Here is a 15,566-nt window from a genome sequence, read left to right as displayed (position 1 = left end):
AGCCCTCCGCGGGCGTTGCCCTTCGGCCCCGGCCTCGCCATTGTCGCAGCCGATAAGAGCCGCAATGCGCGACTCGTCCACACACCGACATTGCCTTCCATGGTATTGTCACGGCAGGGAGATTCGCGCCCGGCCAACAGAGAATCGTGTTCATGAAACTCACGCGCCTCCGCCTTCATGGTTTCAAGTCGTTCGTTGAACCCACTGACTTCATGATCGAGCCGGGCCTGACCGGTGTCGTCGGGCCGAACGGTTGCGGCAAATCCAACCTGGTCGAGGCACTGCGCTGGGCGATGGGCGAGACCTCGCACAAATCGCTGCGCGCCGCCGACATGGATGCGGTGATCTTTGCCGGTTCCGGCAACCGTCCGGCGCGCAACCACGCCGAAGTGGTGATGACGATCGACAATGCCGATCGCTCGGCGCCGGCGGCGATGAACGACCGCGAGATTCTGGAAATTTCCCGACGCATCGAGCGCGAGGCCGGCTCGGTCTATCGCATCAACGGCCGCGACGTTCGCGCCCGTGACGTGCAGATCCTGTTTGCCGATGCCGCCACCGGCGCGCGTTCGCCGGCACTGGTTCACCAGGGCAAGATCGGCGAAATCATTCAGGCCAAGCCCGAACAGCGCCGCCGCGTGCTGGAAGACGCCGCCGGCGTCGCCGGGCTGCACGCCCGCCGCCATGAAGCCGAATTGCGGCTGCGGGCCGCCGAGACCAACCTCACCCGCGTCGAGGACGTGATCGGCCAGCTTTCCGGCCAGGTCGACGGCTTGAAGAAGCAGGCGCGGCAGGCGATCCGGTTCCGCGAAGTCGCCGCCAAGGTGCGCAAGGCCGAGGCCACGCTGTTCCATCTGCGCTGGCTGGAGGCCAATACCGACGTGGCGGAAGCCGCGCGCACCCATGACCTCAACGTTCGCGAGATGGCTGAACGCACCCGTGAACAGGCCGAAGCGGCCCGTATCCAGGCGATCCGTGCCTCCGAACTGCCAGCGCTGCGCGAGGGCGAAGCCCGCGCCGCGGCCGGACTGCAACGCCTTACCAATGCGCGCGAGTTGCTCGACCGCGAGGAAGAACGCGCCAAGGAGCGCGTCGCCGAACTCGACCGCCGCCTGACCCAGTTCACCGCCGACATCGCGCGCGAACAGCAGCAAACCTCGGACGCCGAAGTCGCATTGCAGCGGCTCGACACCGAAGATTCCGAAATCAAGGAAGAGATCAAGTCGCGCGTCGAGAAGCGCAGCGGCGTCGATGAACGCGTCTCCGAAGCGGAAGCGACGCTCGCGGCCGCCGAGCGCATGTTCTCGGAACTGACGACGGTGCTGGCCGACCTCACCGCCAAGCGCAATCAGCTAGAGGCCGGCGTGCGCACCCATCGCGACCGCCTCGCCCGGCTCGACCAGGAAATCGCCAACGTCCAGAACGAAGAGCAAAAGCTCGCGCAGGAAACCGGCAATCTCGGCGACCTCGACGCGCTTGCCGGCGCGATGGAGACCGCGCAGGAAACGCTCGCCGCTTCCGAAGCCGCCGCGCAGGCCAACGAGGCCGGCCACGTCGCCGCGCGTGCGCGGCTGGAAGCGTCCCGTTCGCCGCTGGCGGAAGCCGACAAGCGCGTGCAACGGTTAGAGACCGAAGCGCGCACGATCTCGAAGCTCGTCAATGGCGAGACCAAGAACCTGTGGCCGCCGATCATCGACGGCGTCACCGTCACCAAGGGCTATGAAAAGGCGCTTGGCGCCGTGCTCGGCGACGACCTCGACGCGCCGATCGATCCGTCCGCGCCGATGCGCTGGAGCAATGCGGGTGCAACCTTCGACGATCCGGCGTTGCCCGCGGGCGTCGAAGCGCTTGCCGCCCATGTCGAAGCCCCGTCCGAACTGGCGCGGCGTCTGGCGCAGATCGGCGTCGTCGCCAAGGAGCGCGGCGCGGAACTGGTGTCGCAACTGAAGACCGGCCAGCGGCTGGTGTCGCTGGAAGGCGACGTCTGGCGCTGGGACGGCTTTGTCGCCGCCGCCCACGCCCCGACCGGCGCCGCACGGCGCTTGGCCGAACGCGCCCGCCTGGTCGATATCGAAAACGAACTGGAGCAGGCCCGCAGCGATGCTGCCGCCAAGCGGCAGGCGCTGGAAGACGCCGAGAGCGAATTGAAGGTGGCATCGGGCGCCGAGTCTGCCGCCCGCGACGCCTGGCGTGCCGCGCAGCGCGAGGCCGACGCCGCGCGCGAACGCCATGCCGCGACCGAGCGCGAGATCAACCGACATGCCGCACGCAAAGCGACACTGACGGAGGCCCATACGCGCCTTGCCGCCGACCGCGCCGAGGTCGAGGCCGCGCATGAGAACGCCAATGCGGCGCTGGCCGAGCTGCCGCCGAGCGTCGAGACCGAAACCAGGCTCTCCACCGTTCGCACCGACATCGAGGGCCACCGCCGCCTCGCCGCGCAAGTGCGCGCCGAAGCGCAGGCGCTGGCGCGCGAGGCTGAGCTTGCCGACCGCCGCGTGCAGGCGATCGTTGCCGAGCGTAACGAATGGCAGAACCGCAAGCAGAGCGCCGCTTCGCAGGTTTCCACCATCGAAGCCCGAGTCACCGAAGTGACCGCAGAGCGTGCCGAGCTCGAAGACGCTCCGGCGCTGTTCGCCCAGAAGCGCCGCGCGCTGATCAGCGAGATCGAGTCCGCCGAAAGCGCGCGCCGCGTCGCCGCCGATGCGCTGGCTGCGGCCGAAAGCGTGATGGCGGAGACCGACCGCGAGGCAAAGGCTTCGCTGGAAGCGCTCTCCAGCGCCCGCGAGGCTTGCGCGCGCGCCGAGGAACGCATGGACGGCACCAGGCGCCGTCTCTCCGACATCGAGCGCGAAATCCACGACATGCTCGAAGTCGAGCCGCATGCTGTGGCGGGTCTCGCCGAGATCGAGCCGGGCGCGGAATTGCCGCCGCTCGCCGAGATCGAGGAAAACCTCGAAAAGCTGCGCCGCGACCGCGAGCGTCTCGGTGCGGTCAATCTGCGCGCCGAGGAAGAGCTGCGTGAGGTCGAGACTCAGCATACGGCACTCACCACCGAACGCGACGACCTCGTGGAAGCCATCAAGCGGCTGCGCCAGGGCATCCAGAGCCTCAACAAGGAGGCGCGCGAGCGGCTCTTGACCTCGTTCGAAACCGTCAACGAGCACTTCAAGCGGCTGTTCACCGAATTGTTCGGCGGCGGCGAGGCCGCATTGCACCTGATCGAGAGCGAAGATCCGCTGGAAGCCGGCCTCGAAATCATCGCCAAACCGCCCGGCAAGAAGCCGCAGACGCTCTCGCTGCTGTCGGGCGGCGAGCAGGCGCTGACCGCGCTCGCGCTGATCTTCGCGGTGTTCCTCACCAACCCGTCGCCGATCTGCGTGCTGGACGAAGTCGACGCGCCGCTCGACGACCACAACGTCGAGCGGTTCTGCAACCTGTTGCACGAGATGACGTCGTCGACCGAAACCCGCTTCATCATCATCACGCACAATCCAATCACGATGGCGCGGATGAACCGGCTGTTCGGCGTCACCATGGCCGAACGCGGCGTCTCGCAACTGGTCTCGGTCGGCCTCGACGATGCCGTGAAGATCCTCGACCAGCACGTGGCGTGAGATCGCTCACGCCACCCGGTTGACGTCATCATGCGCGAAGGCGGATGATCCAGTACGCCGCGCCGTTTGTAAGACCCTCAACCTTCCCGGCGTACTGGGTGCCCGCCTTCGCGGGCACGACAAAAGCGATGACCTCACCCGACCTCCCCGCCGAACTGAAAGCCGCGCTTGACGCCAAGCTGCGCGGTTTTTCGCGGAGCGACGCGGCGGAACGCTCGGCGTTGATCTCGAAAAACTACCGCGATGGCGGCGGCTCCGGCACGATCCGGTCCGAGACCGATGCACTGGCCTATGCGCTGGCGCGGATGCCGGCGACCTATGCCGCGGTGACCGCCAGCCTGAATGCGCTCGGTGAAATCCGCCCCGATTTTGCACCCAAAACCCTGCTCGATATCGGCGCCGGGCCGGGCACAGCGAGCTGGGCGGCGGCGGAAGCATTTGCCTCGCTGCAACACTTCACCCTGCTCGACGCCAACGACGCGTTGCGCAAGCTGGCGCTCGATCTGGTCAGCGAGAGTTTTCGCCTGCGCGAACTCCATTACGAGCGGGGCGAAGCCCGCAACGCCCTGATCAAGGCGGATGCCGCCGACCTCGTCGTCGCCAGCTACATGATCGGTGAACTCAGCGCCGCCGAACAGAACGCGCTGGCTGTGCTGATGTGGGAAAAGACCCGCGACACGCTGCTGGTGGTCGAGCCCGGCACGCCGGCGGGCTATGCGCGGATCATCGCGCTGCGCGAACGCCTGATTGCGGCCGGCGCGCATGTCGCCGCCCCCTGCCCGCACGACGGAACATGTCCGCTTGCCGCCCCGGACTGGTGTCACTTCACCCAACGCCTGCAACGCTCGCGCGCGCACAAGCAGGTCAAGGGCGCCGAGCTGCCATTTGAGGACGAACGATTTGCCTACGTGGCGCTGACGCGTGCGCCGCTGGAAGTCCGGCCGGCCCGGGTGCTGGCCCAGCCGACCGTCTCCAAGGTCGAAGTCACCGCCAAGCTCTGCACCCCGGCCGGTCTCGTCCTCAGCCGGACGCCCCGACGCGCGAAGGCGGATTATGCCATTGCCCGGCGCTGGCGCTGGGGCGATGCGGTGGTCCAAGACACTTAGTGGCCGCTCCCCGGATGCTGCGCAGCGCGCCTCTTGGCGTGGTGCGCTGCTGATCCGGGGTCCATCCCGCGGTCCCGGCTCTGCGAAGCGGTACTGCGCACCGCATCGCGTCCGGGACACGTACGCCATGAACTTATCCCGCCCTGGTTTCGACTAAACAAAGCCCCCACGTCGCGGCGGGCTGCCGCACGCCCCGGTTTTCGTCTAGGTTCCACACTTTCTTCGCCACATCAGGAGTTGTCTGCCATGTCGACGAGCTGGATCGTTATCGGCGTCATTGTCATTCTCGTGCTGTTCGCCATCGGCGCGTATAACCGCCTGGTCGCGCTAAGCCAGCGTGTCGGCCAGGCCTTTGCCGACATCGACGTCCAGCTCAAGCAGCGCCACGACCTGATCCCGAACCTGGTCGAGACCGTAAAGGGCTACGCCAGCCACGAGCGCGGCACGCTCGACGACGTGATCAAGGCCCGCAACTCCGCGATGTCGGCGCAAGGGCCGGCGCAGATCGGCGCCGCCGAGAACCAGCTGAGCGGTGCGCTCGGCCGCCTGATCGCGCTGTCGGAGGCCTATCCGGACCTCAAGGCCAACGCCAATTTCCAGCAGCTCGCCAGCGAACTGTCCGACCTCGAAAACAAGATCGCCTCGAGCCGCCGCTTCTTCAACAACGCGGTTCAGGAATACAACACCGGCATCCAGCAGCTGCCCGCCGCGCTGTTCGCCGGCATGTTCGGCTTCACCAAAAAGGAATTCTTCGACCTCGGCGCCAGCCGCACCGAAGTCGAGGTCGTGCCGACCGTAAAATTCTAACGGCCGCAACATTCCGGCGAGAAGCAGCACATCATGGCCGCGTACGGGCTCTACACGCATATTGCATCGAACAAGTTTCGTTCGATGCTGCTGCTCGCCGGCCTGTTCCTGCTGATCTACGTGCTGGTCTATGCCGGCGCGCTGCTCGCCGAAGTCGTGATCCGCAGCGACCGCTCGGTCGATTACTATTTGCGGGCTGCGGGGCGCGATCTGGTCACGGCCTTTCCCTATGCGACAGGCATCGCCGCGCTCTGGATCGTGATCGCCTATTTCTTCCATCAGAACATGATCGACGCCGTCACCGGCGGCGAGGACGTGACGCGCAAGCAGCAGCCGCGGCTCTATAATCTCCTGGAGAATCTCTGCATCTCGCGCGGCCTTCCGATGCCGAAACTGAAGGTGATGGACAGCCCGGCGCTGAACGCCTTCGCGAGCGGCCTCAACCGCCGGCAATACGCCATCACCGTCACGACAGGGCTGCTGCGGACGCTGAACGATCAGGAGATCGAGGCGGTGCTGGGCCATGAGCTGACCCATATCCGCAACGGCGACGTGCAGCTGATGGTGATCGCGGTCATCATCGCCGGCGTGGTCGGCTTCTTCGGCGAATTGTTCTTCCGGATGTTCACCAATTTGTCGTGGAATTCGTCCGGCGGATCCTGGTCATCCTCGTCCTCGCGTTCGTCGTCCTCCTCGTCCTCGGACAGCGACAACAAGAGCTCCGGCGGCGGTGCGATCATCGTCGTCATCATCGCGGTCGCGCTGATCCTGCTGGCCTGGCTGCTGTCGCAGGTGGTCAAACTGGCACTGTCGCGGTCGCGCGAATTGCTGGCCGATGCCGGCTCGGTCGAACTGACCAAGAATCCGGACGCCATGATCACGGCGCTGCGCAAGATCGAGAATCGCGGCGAGCTTCCCGGCGCCACCTCGGCTGTGATGGAACTGTGCTTCGACAATCCCCGCGAGGGATTTGCCGATCTGTTCGCGACCCATCCGTCGGTGGATTCGCGGGTCAAGGCGCTGGTGCAGTATGCCGGTGGCCGCGATCCCGGTCCGCTGGCCCTGCCTGACGAGGCCGACGAAGAGCCGGAGGATCAGGCGGAACCGCAGTCGGCGGATCAACTGCCGCCCCCGGTCACCCACGGTCCGTGGAGCGATGCCGCGGCGCCCGCGGGCCTGCCGCAAGGTCAGCGGCCGGGCGCCCGACAGGGTCGTGGCTGGGGACCCTGGGGCCGGCACAGCTGAGCCCTCGGTACGGCGACATTAACGAATTACCTACGAATAAAGCCGGTGCGGGCTCAAGGAATTGAATTCTCCCTTGTTTCTGCCATGTTCGCGCCCAAACAGGTATATGGGGACCTGCCGATCGCTCCCCGCGATCGGGGGCGCGTAGTAGGAAATTCCATGGCAAAGCCAGTCGTGATTGTGGTGGGCGCGGACAAGGGCGGGGTCGGCAAGACGACCGTGTCACGAACGCTCCTGGATTATTTCAGCGCCAACAACGTGCCCACAAGGGCGTTCGATACGGAGTCGCCGCGCGGCACGCTGAAGCGCTTCCACCCCGAAATCACCCAGATCGTCGATATGACGACGACTGCGGACCAGATGAAGATCTTCGACACGCTCAATGCCGGAACCTCGGTGACCGTGATCGACGTCCGAGCCGGATTGCTCTCGCCGGCGCTGGCCTCGCTCCGCGACATCGGTTTCCTCGATGCCGCCAAGGCCGGCCAGATCACCTTTGCCGTGTTCCATATCCTGGGCCCCTCGATCGCCTCGCTGGACGAAATCGCCGAGACCGCGAATTTCATGCAGGGCGCCAAATACTACCTGGTGAAGAACTTCATCAACGATACCCAGTTCTTCCAGTGGGACCAGGCGACCTACAATTCCTATTTCCACCGCATCAAGGATGCCACCGAGCTGACGATCCCCAAGCTCAACGAAATGGCCTATGAGCAGGTCGAGGTCTCCTCGGTGCCGTTCCTCAAATTCGTCGCCAACAAGGGCACCAACGACGAGGCCGCGAACTATTCGTTCGTGCTGCGCGGCTATGTCCGGCACTGGCTCGCCAATGTCTGGAGCGAGTTCGACCGCATCAAGCTGACCGACCTGGTCGGCGGCGGCGGCGGCAAATCGAGCACCCGCAGCGGCGAAAAATAATCGCGCCAGGCGCGCGATGGGGCTGGATTAGGCGGAAAAATCGCCTGATATAGCGCGTGATGAGCCCCACGTCCGTCTACATCATCTGCTCGCCCCGCCCGCTGGTCGGCAAGACGCTGATCGCGCGGCTGCTCAGCGAATTCCTGCTGTTGAAGAACGGCACGGTGATCTCCTTCGACATCAATCTGAAGGAGCCGTCGCTGCTGGAATATCTGCCGCGCACCACCGAGACGGCCGACGTCATCGACACCTTCGGCAAGATGCAGCTGATGGACCGCCTGATCGTCAATGACAGCGTCGCCAAGGTGATCGACCTCGGTTTCCACGCCTTCGACGAGTTCTTCAAGATGACCGATGAGATCGGCTTCATGAAGGAAGCCGTGCGCCGCGGCGTCGCGCCGGTGATCCTGTTCGTGGCCGATACCGACCGCGCCTCGGCCACGGCCTACCAGATGCTGAAACAGCAAATTCCCGCGAATGCCCTGATCGCGATCGACAATGAGCACGTGGTGCGCGGCGAGTTGCCCGCCGCGATGGAACGGGGACGCGTGCTGCGGATATCGGCGCTGCCGGTGTTCCTGAAGACCTATATCGACCGGCTGACCTTCTCCTTCACCGGCTATCTGCGCCAGGAGAAGGATTCCTCGACCGAACTGCATCAATGGATCCGCAGGAACTACACCAGTTTTCGGGAGCTGGAACTCAGCCTGATCCTGCAAAGGTCGTGAGGCTGGCCTCAACAATATTACCCGGGTAATATTGACCTGATCTCATCTGGCTGCTATCGCCTTCCCCGACAGCAACCCCGTCCGAGGCCTCCGGTGACATCAGACAGAAAAGCCGCCATCGCCGCCTACAAGGAGCGGAAGACCATCGCGGGGATTTTCATGATCCGCAGTAAGGCTTCCGCCGAGCAATGGGTCGGACAGGCCCCTGACCTCGAAAAAATCCAGAACCGGATCTGGTTTTCGCTGCGCCAAGGCAGCCACACCTGCCGCAGCCTGCAGGCGGCATGGACCACGCATGGGCCCGAAAATCTGACCTTCGCGGAATGCGAGCGGCTGGAAGAGGAAGAGACGTCCTACATCAGGGACGCGCTGTTGAAAGAGCGCCTGAAGCATTGGCGCACGCAACTTTGCGCCCAGGCGGTTTGATCTCACCGTCGTCCCTGCGAACGCAGGGACCCATAGCCACCGTCGGTAATTGTTTATGCAAGATGTCAGCCGTCTCGCGCCAATTGCGCGAGCAACGCGGTATGGGTCCCCTGCGTTCGCAGGGACGACGGGAAACTCAGTGCCCTTCGAACGCCATCAGCGTTCGCACCGGCACGTCCATCGCCCGCAGCTTGTCGGCGCCGCCCAGATCGGGCAGGTCGACGATGAAGCAGGCCGCGACCACATTGGCGCCGATCTGGCGCAGCAGTTTTACGGCACCTTCCGCGGTGCCGCCGGTGGCGATGAGATCGTCGACCAGGATGACGCGCTCGCCGGGCTGCACGGCGTCGGCATGCATCTCCATTTCATCGAGGCCGTATTCCAGCGAATAGGCGATCCGCACCGTGGTGTGCGGCAGCTTGCCCTTCTTGCGGATCGGCACGAAGCCGGCGGAGACCTGATGCGCCACCGCACCGCCGAGGATAAACCCCCTCGCCTCGATGCCGGCGACCTTGTCGACTTTGCTACCGGCCCAGGGCTGCACCAGTTCATCGACCGAGCGGCGGAACGCGCGCGCATCCGCGAGCAGCGTGGTGATGTCGCGGAACAGGATGCCCTTCTTCGGGTAATCCGGAATGGTGCGGACGGTGGCCTTCAAGTCATGGTCAAACGTCATCGGTGTCTCTTTTCCTCTTCGTCATTGCGAGCCACCCGGTCGGCGCGTAGCGCCGCCGGATGACAGGCTCCGCGACGCAATCCGTGGCTGGCCAAGGGGTGGATTGCTTCGTCGCAAGTGCTCCTCGCAATGACGTCCCCGTTCAATTCGTAACATGCAGCCGGAACGCGTTTTCGACAATACGCAAACCCACCTCGCCGCCGAGCGACATCAGCGATTCCGGGTGAAACTGCACGCCGCCGACCGGCAGGGTCTTGTGTTCGATCGCCATCGCAACCCCGTCCTCGGTGGTCGCGGTGACCGTGAGCACGTCGGGAACGCTGTCGCGCTCGACGTAGAGCGAGTGATAGCGGCCGATCACGATTTCATTGGGCAGGTTCTGCATCAGCCGCCCGCCCCGCACCTGGACCCGCGACGGCCGGCCGTGCGCGGGCTGGCCGAGTTGCCCGAGCTGGCCGCCGAAATATTCGCCGATCGCCTGCACGCCGAGGCAGACGCCGAAGATCGGCAGCTTCTTCTCCAGCGCCGTTCCAATGGTTTTCGATATCCCGAAATCCTCAGGCCGGCCCGGCCCCGGCGACAGCACCAGCAGATCCCAGTTCTTCTGGTTCAGCATCTGCTGCGCATGAACGTGCCGGACCACGGTCACGGACGCGCCGACCTGCCGGAAATAATCCGCCAGCATGTGCACAAAACTGTCGTCGTGATCGATCAGCAGCACCTTCTTGCCCGAACCGGTCGCATCGGGCGCAAACGCCGACAGCGGTTTTGGCGGATCGCCGCGCAGCGCCTGGAACAGGGCGGCCGCCTTGACCTGGCATTCCCGGTCTTCGGCGGCGGGATCTGAATCGAACAGGCAGGTCGCGCCGACGCGCACTTCGGCGAGCCCATCCTTCATCCGGATGGTGCGGATGGTAAGCCCGGTGTTGATGCTGCCGTCGAAATTCACAGCACCGATGGCGCCGGCATACCAGCGCCGCGACGAGCGCTCATTGTCCTCGACGAACTGCATCGCCCATAATTTCGGTGCGCCCGTCACCGTCACCGCCCAGGCATGGGTCATGAACGCATCGAGCGAGTCGAAGCCGGGGCGCAAAATGCCTTCGACATGGTCGACGGTGTGAAACAGCTTTGAGTAGGTCTCGATCTGGCGCCGCGCCAGCACCTTGATGGTGCCCGGCACGCAAACGCGCGCCTTGTCGTTGCGGTCGACGTCGGTGCACATGTTGAGTTCGAATTCGTCTTTTTCCGAATTCAGCAATTGCCGGATCTGCTCGGCATCGCCGATCGCGTCGACACCGCGCGCGATGGTGCCCGAGATCGGGCAGGTCTCGACCCGCCGTCCGTCGGAGCGCACGAACATTTCCGGCGAGGCGGCGACGAGAAACTCACCCTCGCCGAGATTCATCAGCGCGCCATAGGGCGACGGGTTGATGCGGCAGAGCCGCTGGAACACTTCGGCGGGCGAACGCTCGCACGGCTCGGCGAATAACTGCCCGGGCACCGCCTCGAACAGATCGCCGCGCGCGAATGCGGCGCGTGCGGTCTCAACCGTCGCCTGATATTCGCCGGGCGCGTGATCGGCAAAACCCTGCCGCGGCGTCTTGGCGTAGACGCTCTCGGCGGTGTCGCGCGAAAGGCCGGCGGTGGATCTGCCGTTCCAGGCGAAATCGTAGCTCAGCACCACGCCGCGGCCGGTGGCGCGGTCATAGGCGAGCAGGCGATCCGGCACATACAGTACGATGTCGCGCTGGTCGGCCTCACGGGCGCGCTTCTGCACGAGGTCCTCGATCTGGAATACGAGGTCGTAGGCGAAGGCGCCGAACAGGCCGAGCAGCGGATCGTCATTGGCGGTGAAGCTTGCGACCAGATCGCGCACCAGCGACATCACGCTGGCGCGTCGGGTACGCTGGTCTTCATCGACAGGCGCGGGGCCCCGGATGATATGGCCGGCGAGCCGCGACGCGCTCTGCTCGGTGACGACGACGCAAGGCTCGCGCAGGACGTCGCCGAGAAAGGCGATCAGCACCTCGCCGCGCCCGTTCAGCGCGCTAAGCGCGAAATTCGCCCCCTCGGTTTCCAGCACCAGCGGCGGATCAGAAAAACCGAGGTCAAAGCTCTCGTAGCGGCCCGGCACCGTGGTGCCCGAAGACAGCACCACGCCACGGCGGCGGTCGAGCAGGTCGATCAGGTCATCGAGCCGCTTGGCGTCGCCGGAAAATTGCTCGACGGTGCGCGAGATCGCAAGACCGCTGGCGGTCCGGTATTCGCTGTGCTCGGGCAGGGAGAAGACGGTCCTGTTCATGTGATCCTCTTACGAAACTTGGTGAGGGAACGCCACACAGGACAAACGAAGGGCAAATAAACAAACCGCCGGTCGCACTGCGATGGCGACCTTCGACGATTGTTAAAATGAAATCGCACCGGCCACCTCTTTAAGAGGTGCGCCACCAAAGACGGGATGGGCGGACGGCGGTGCTCATGGCGCTTAATCACCATCCGCCGCGAGCGATGTCAAGGGAGGCCCCGGCGCCCTGACCTCCCCGTGCCTAGCCCGCCGGCCATCTTTTGGGGTTTGAAACGGCCAAAATCCGCGTAGCATCCGGCCCAAGCGGCGGCGGCAACAACGCCCGAAAACAACAGGCAGGCGGAGGCAAGGGATGGCATTGCTGGGTCTGGGATATGCGGGCTTCGGGTCGGATGCGCTGGAGGACTGGCGCCAGTTCGGAACCTCCCTGGTCGGCCTGCAGGCGGTCGAGCGCGGCAACTCGCTGCTGGCCTTCCGGATGGACGACCGCAAGCAGCGCATCGTGATCGACCGCGCGATGGGGGAAGGCGCGCGCTTCTTCGGCTGGGAAGTCGCTGATGCTGCGGCATTGGACCAGCTTGCAGCCCGGCTCGAACAAGCCGGCGTCAACGTCACGGCCGAGCCAACGACGCTGGCCGATGCCCGGCGCGTGCGCGGCCTGATCTCGTTTCGCGATCCCGGCGGCAACCGGCTCGAGGCGTTTTACGGCGCCGAGATCGACGAGACGCCGTTCAGTCCGGGCCGCTCGATCTCGGGTTTTCGCACCGGTCCGCTCGGCCTCGGACATGCCGTACTGACCGTCGAGCACATCGATCCTGTCATGGCGTTCTATGTCGACGTGCTCGGCTTCGGGCTTTCCGACTACATCGAAAAGCCGTTCCGCGCCTATTTCTTTCACGTCAACGCCCGGCATCACTCGCTCGCGCTGATCGAGACCGGCAAGAACGGCATGCATCATCTGATGGTGGAATTGTTCTCGCTCGACGATGTCGGGCAATCCTACGACATCGCGATGATGCAGCCGGACCGCGTCGGCGTCACGCTCGGCCGCCACACCAACGATTTCATGACCTCGTTCTACGCCAAGACACCGTCGGCCTTCATGATCGAATGCGGCTGGGGCGGCCGCGAGATCGATCCCGCGACATGGCAGCCGGTCGAAATGCATCACGGCCCGAGCCTGTGGGGACACGAGCGGGTCTGGCTGCCGCCAAAAGACCGCGAGACCGCGCGCGAAATGCGAATGCAAGCCGCGACCGAAGGCCTGCGCGCGCCGGTGCAGGTGATGGAGGGTAACTACCAGCTGATGTCGGGCACCTGCGCGTGGTGGGACGGGGTGAGCGGGAAGGGTTAAACGGCCAGCAGTGTCGCCTAACGACCCGCGTCGTCCCTGCGAACGCAGGGACCCATAACCACAGGGAGTAATCGTCGCGCAAAGTCGTCGAACAGCATTTTCCCAAACGATAGGCCGCGGCGTATGGGTCCCTGCGTTCGCAGGGACGACAGTGCTATAGTCTTTTTACACCACACTTCTTCCAACGTGCCGCGATCTCCTCGTCACTCACGCATTCGCCGCGCTCGGCCTCGCCAAGTCCTTCCAGCACCGCCGACCGATGCGCTTGCGGCACGGCGAACGCACCTTCGCCGACCGCGATCAGTTCCTGGTCTGGCTGGATAGTTGGCACCATTCGAATTCGCACTCCGATCGACACCCGCTCGCCTGCTACCGATAACAGCCCTGTTCAATCTCCTCGATCAAACCCCGCGCCTGCGGCTTCCAGCCGAGCTGCCGTGCGCGGACGGCGCGCACGCGGCTGTTCGAAGCCATCGTGTTTTCAGCCGTGCCCTCGCCCCATTCGGCGGCCGCCTCTTCCATCGACATTGCCGATGGCGGTCCAGCAAAACCCAGCATGCGGTTGATGGCTTCGCAAACCTCACGCATCGAACCCTCGCCATTCTCGGCAAAGTAGAACGCGCCGGCCGGCGCCTTCTCGATCGCAAGCGCGTAGAGCGTCACGAGATCGTCGATATGAACGTTCGACCAGACATTCTCGCCGGGACCGGCATGGGCCGCGTTGCCGCGTTTTTTCGCGAGCTTGATCAGGAAAGGTACCTGCACGCTGTCGCGTCCCGCCCCATGGCCGATGCCGTAGATCAGGCTCGGGCAAATGATGACGGGACGGCAGCCCTTGTCGCGATAGGAGAGGATGAATTCGTTCAGCGCGACCCGCGCCGCACGCGCAGGCGATGGCGTAAACGGTGTGTCTTCATCGAATACCGCATCGGAGCGCTGGCCCTTGGATTGCGTGCCGATGATGCTCGAACCCGAGGTATGGATGAACGGCTTGCCGCTTCCGGCGAGCGCGCCAAGCAGGGCGTCCACCGCCTTGGTGTGATCGGCGCTGGCCGCATTGATGACGACGTCGGCGGCGCGCGCCGCCTGCGCGAGGATTTCCGCGTCATCCAGCGTTCCCGATAACGGCTCGATGCCGCGGGCGCGCACCGCATCGGCCTTTTCCGGGGAACGAACCAGGCCGGTGACCTGATGTCCGGCGGCCACGAGATGGGCGGCCACCGATCCGCCGATATAACCGGACGCGCCTGTGCAGAAGATTTTCATTTACAACTCCACCGTCATTGCGAGCCAACGGGTCGCGCGGATGCGCGCCCGATGACAGGCTCCGCGAAGCAATCCAGTGTCTGGGGACGCAAGATGGATTGCTTCGTCGCTACGCTCCCTCGCGCAAACGCTCTGCGTTTGTCGCAGGCAATGACGAGGAAGCCGCTCTCGACCCTACCCCAGATGCTTCCTGAAAAACTCCGTCGCGCGGCCCCAGGCGAGTTCCGCGCACTGCCGGTCGTGCACCGACAGGCGCTGTTCATTGCCGAAGCCGTGCTCGGCGTCATAGCGGAACAGCTCCAGCGACTTGCCCGCTTCCTTCATCGCCTTTTCGAAACCGTCGACCAGCGCCGGCGTGCACCAGTCGTCCTTGTTGGCGAAATGGCCCTGCAGCGGAATTTTGACATCCGCCGGTTTCGCCGCCTGCTCCGGCGGGATGCCGTAGAACACGACACCGGCCGTGAGTTCCGGAATCTTGGTGGCGCCGATAATGGTGACAGCACCGCCGAGACAAAAGCCCGTCAGGCCGACCTTGGCGCCGTTCTTTGCGAGATATTGCGCGGCGCCGCGCACGGTCTGCGTCGTCGCGTCCATGAAATCCAGCGAGTTCATCTCTTTGCCGGCGGCATCGGTGTCGTGATACGGCACCACCGTGCCCTTGTAGAGATCCGGCGCCAGCGCGTCGAAGCCGGCCGCCGCGAAGCGGTCGCACATGCCCTTGATCTGGTCCTGCAGCCCCCACCATTCCTGGATCACGACCACGCCCGGCGCGTTGCCGCGCGCCGCATTGGCGAGATAGCCGGCCGCGTCCTTGCCGTCGGGACGCTTGAAAGTGATGCTGGTTCCCATGGGGTCCTCCGTATTTTTTTGGGGAGCGATTGGCGGCTATTTTGTCCGCTGCAGGGTCCGGAAGCAATCGGGTTGCGGGCCCTAACGGTAACTAGCCACATACGCTGACGTCATCCTGAGGTGCGCGCGCAGCGCGCCTCGAAGGATGGCTGCGAGCACCGGTGCTGCCCATCCTTCGAGGCTCGCTGCGCTCGCACCTCAGAGGCTGTGAATCTATGTGATCTGGCGTGTTTTTTTGTTTGCGGAACCGTGAGTCGAATGATTCG

Annotated in this window: 13 protein-coding genes; 8 read left to right on the top strand and 5 right to left on the bottom strand. The window is 64.7% G+C overall.

The window, feature by feature from the left end:
* Window positions 1-152 precede the first annotated feature (152 nt).
* The 7 genes from smc to JQ641_RS27590 all read left to right on the top strand — a co-directional run bounded on the left by smc (window position 153) and on the right by JQ641_RS27590 (window position 8,847).
* Window positions 153-3,617 (top strand): chromosome segregation protein SMC, encoded by a 3,465-nt coding sequence (smc, locus tag JQ641_RS27620; RefSeq protein WP_211999036.1) that lies wholly within the window; start codon window positions 153-155, stop codon window positions 3,615-3,617.
* A 128-nt stretch (window positions 3,618-3,745) separates the two neighbouring features.
* The gene (locus JQ641_RS27615) at window positions 3,746-4,723 is read left to right on the top strand and encodes a small ribosomal subunit Rsm22 family protein (protein WP_211999035.1); all 978 of its coding nucleotides are present in this window, start codon (window positions 3,746-3,748) and stop codon (window positions 4,721-4,723) included.
* A gap of 246 nt (window positions 4,724-4,969) precedes the next feature.
* Window positions 4,970-5,530, top strand: coding sequence for a LemA family protein (locus JQ641_RS27610; protein WP_211999034.1), 561 nt, complete (start codon window positions 4,970-4,972; stop codon window positions 5,528-5,530).
* A 33-nt stretch (window positions 5,531-5,563) separates the two neighbouring features.
* Window positions 5,564-6,775 (top strand): M48 family metallopeptidase, encoded by a 1,212-nt coding sequence (locus tag JQ641_RS27605; RefSeq protein WP_211999033.1) that lies wholly within the window; start codon window positions 5,564-5,566, stop codon window positions 6,773-6,775.
* 159 nt (window positions 6,776-6,934) lie between these two features.
* Window positions 6,935-7,693 carry a P-loop NTPase family protein gene (locus tag JQ641_RS27600; RefSeq protein ID WP_211999032.1) on the top strand — a complete coding sequence of 253 codons (759 nt, stop codon included), beginning with the start codon at window positions 6,935-6,937 and terminating at the stop codon, window positions 7,691-7,693.
* Between the two features lie 59 nt (window positions 7,694-7,752).
* Window positions 7,753-8,421: a P-loop NTPase family protein gene (locus tag JQ641_RS27595; RefSeq protein ID WP_211999031.1), complete on the top strand. Its 669-nt coding sequence runs from the start codon at window positions 7,753-7,755 to the stop codon at window positions 8,419-8,421.
* A 93-nt stretch (window positions 8,422-8,514) separates the two neighbouring features.
* Window positions 8,515-8,847: a GIY-YIG nuclease family protein gene (locus tag JQ641_RS27590; protein WP_211999030.1), complete on the top strand. Its 333-nt coding sequence runs from the start codon at window positions 8,515-8,517 to the stop codon at window positions 8,845-8,847.
* Between the two features lie 136 nt (window positions 8,848-8,983).
* Here the strand turns inward: JQ641_RS27590 and JQ641_RS27585 are convergent, their stop codons facing one another.
* Both JQ641_RS27585 and JQ641_RS27580 read right to left on the bottom strand, forming a co-directional pair.
* Window positions 8,984-9,523 carry an adenine phosphoribosyltransferase gene (locus JQ641_RS27585; RefSeq protein ID WP_192738562.1) on the bottom strand — a complete coding sequence of 180 codons (540 nt, stop codon included), beginning with the start codon at window positions 9,521-9,523 and terminating at the stop codon, window positions 8,984-8,986.
* Between the two features lie 142 nt (window positions 9,524-9,665).
* Window positions 9,666-11,828: an anthranilate synthase component I gene (locus JQ641_RS27580; protein ID WP_211999029.1), complete on the bottom strand. Its 2,163-nt coding sequence runs from the start codon at window positions 11,826-11,828 to the stop codon at window positions 9,666-9,668.
* Between the two features lie 355 nt (window positions 11,829-12,183).
* Here JQ641_RS27580 and JQ641_RS27575 point away from each other — a divergent pair, with 355 nt between their 5' ends.
* On the top strand, window positions 12,184-13,185 hold the full coding sequence (locus JQ641_RS27575; protein ID WP_211999028.1) for a VOC family protein: 1,002 nt from the start codon (window positions 12,184-12,186) through the stop codon (window positions 13,183-13,185).
* A gap of 154 nt (window positions 13,186-13,339) precedes the next feature.
* On the opposite strand, the gene JQ641_RS27570 is transcribed toward JQ641_RS27575, so the two are convergent.
* From JQ641_RS27570 to JQ641_RS27560, 3 genes are all read right to left on the bottom strand, one after another.
* Window positions 13,340-13,519 carry a hypothetical protein gene (locus JQ641_RS27570; RefSeq protein ID WP_211999027.1) on the bottom strand — a complete coding sequence of 60 codons (180 nt, stop codon included), beginning with the start codon at window positions 13,517-13,519 and terminating at the stop codon, window positions 13,340-13,342.
* 35 nt (window positions 13,520-13,554) lie between these two features.
* Window positions 13,555-14,451: an NAD-dependent epimerase/dehydratase family protein gene (locus tag JQ641_RS27565; RefSeq protein WP_211999026.1), complete on the bottom strand. Its 897-nt coding sequence runs from the start codon at window positions 14,449-14,451 to the stop codon at window positions 13,555-13,557.
* Between the two features lie 174 nt (window positions 14,452-14,625).
* On the bottom strand, window positions 14,626-15,300 hold the full coding sequence (locus tag JQ641_RS27560; RefSeq protein WP_211999025.1) for a dienelactone hydrolase family protein: 675 nt from the start codon (window positions 15,298-15,300) through the stop codon (window positions 14,626-14,628).
* Window positions 15,301-15,566: the final 266 nt, after the last annotated feature.

The sequence above is a fragment of the Bradyrhizobium sp. JYMT SZCCT0180 genome (assembly GCF_018130165.1).
Lineage (GTDB): Bacteria > Pseudomonadota > Alphaproteobacteria > Rhizobiales > Xanthobacteraceae > Bradyrhizobium.
This window is presented reverse-complemented; position numbering and strand designations above follow the sequence as displayed.

What these genes read in the sequence shown, in the direction of transcription:
- smc (WP_211999036.1), top strand. Translation starts at nt 153, where the DNA reads ATGAAACTCACGCGCCTCCGCCTTCATGGTTTCAAGTCGTTCGTTGAA.
- JQ641_RS27615 (WP_211999035.1), top strand. Translation starts at nt 3,746, where the DNA reads ATGACCTCACCCGACCTCCCCGCCGAACTGAAAGCCGCGCTTGACGCC.
- JQ641_RS27610 (WP_211999034.1), top strand. Translation starts at nt 4,970, where the DNA reads ATGTCGACGAGCTGGATCGTTATCGGCGTCATTGTCATTCTCGTGCTG.
- JQ641_RS27605 (WP_211999033.1), top strand. Translation starts at nt 5,564, where the DNA reads ATGGCCGCGTACGGGCTCTACACGCATATTGCATCGAACAAGTTTCGT.
- JQ641_RS27600 (WP_211999032.1), top strand. Translation starts at nt 6,935, where the DNA reads ATGGCAAAGCCAGTCGTGATTGTGGTGGGCGCGGACAAGGGCGGGGTC.
- JQ641_RS27595 (WP_211999031.1), top strand. Translation starts at nt 7,753, where the DNA reads ATGAGCCCCACGTCCGTCTACATCATCTGCTCGCCCCGCCCGCTGGTC.
- JQ641_RS27585 (WP_192738562.1), bottom strand. Translation starts at nt 9,523, where the DNA reads ATGACGTTTGACCATGACTTGAAGGCCACCGTCCGCACCATTCCGGAT.
- JQ641_RS27580 (WP_211999029.1), bottom strand. Translation starts at nt 11,828, where the DNA reads ATGAACAGGACCGTCTTCTCCCTGCCCGAGCACAGCGAATACCGGACC.
- JQ641_RS27575 (WP_211999028.1), top strand. Translation starts at nt 12,184, where the DNA reads ATGGCATTGCTGGGTCTGGGATATGCGGGCTTCGGGTCGGATGCGCTG.
- JQ641_RS27570 (WP_211999027.1), bottom strand. Translation starts at nt 13,519, where the DNA reads ATGGTGCCAACTATCCAGCCAGACCAGGAACTGATCGCGGTCGGCGAA.
- JQ641_RS27565 (WP_211999026.1), bottom strand. Translation starts at nt 14,451, where the DNA reads ATGAAAATCTTCTGCACAGGCGCGTCCGGTTATATCGGCGGATCGGTG.
- JQ641_RS27560 (WP_211999025.1), bottom strand. Translation starts at nt 15,300, where the DNA reads ATGGGAACCAGCATCACTTTCAAGCGTCCCGACGGCAAGGACGCGGCC.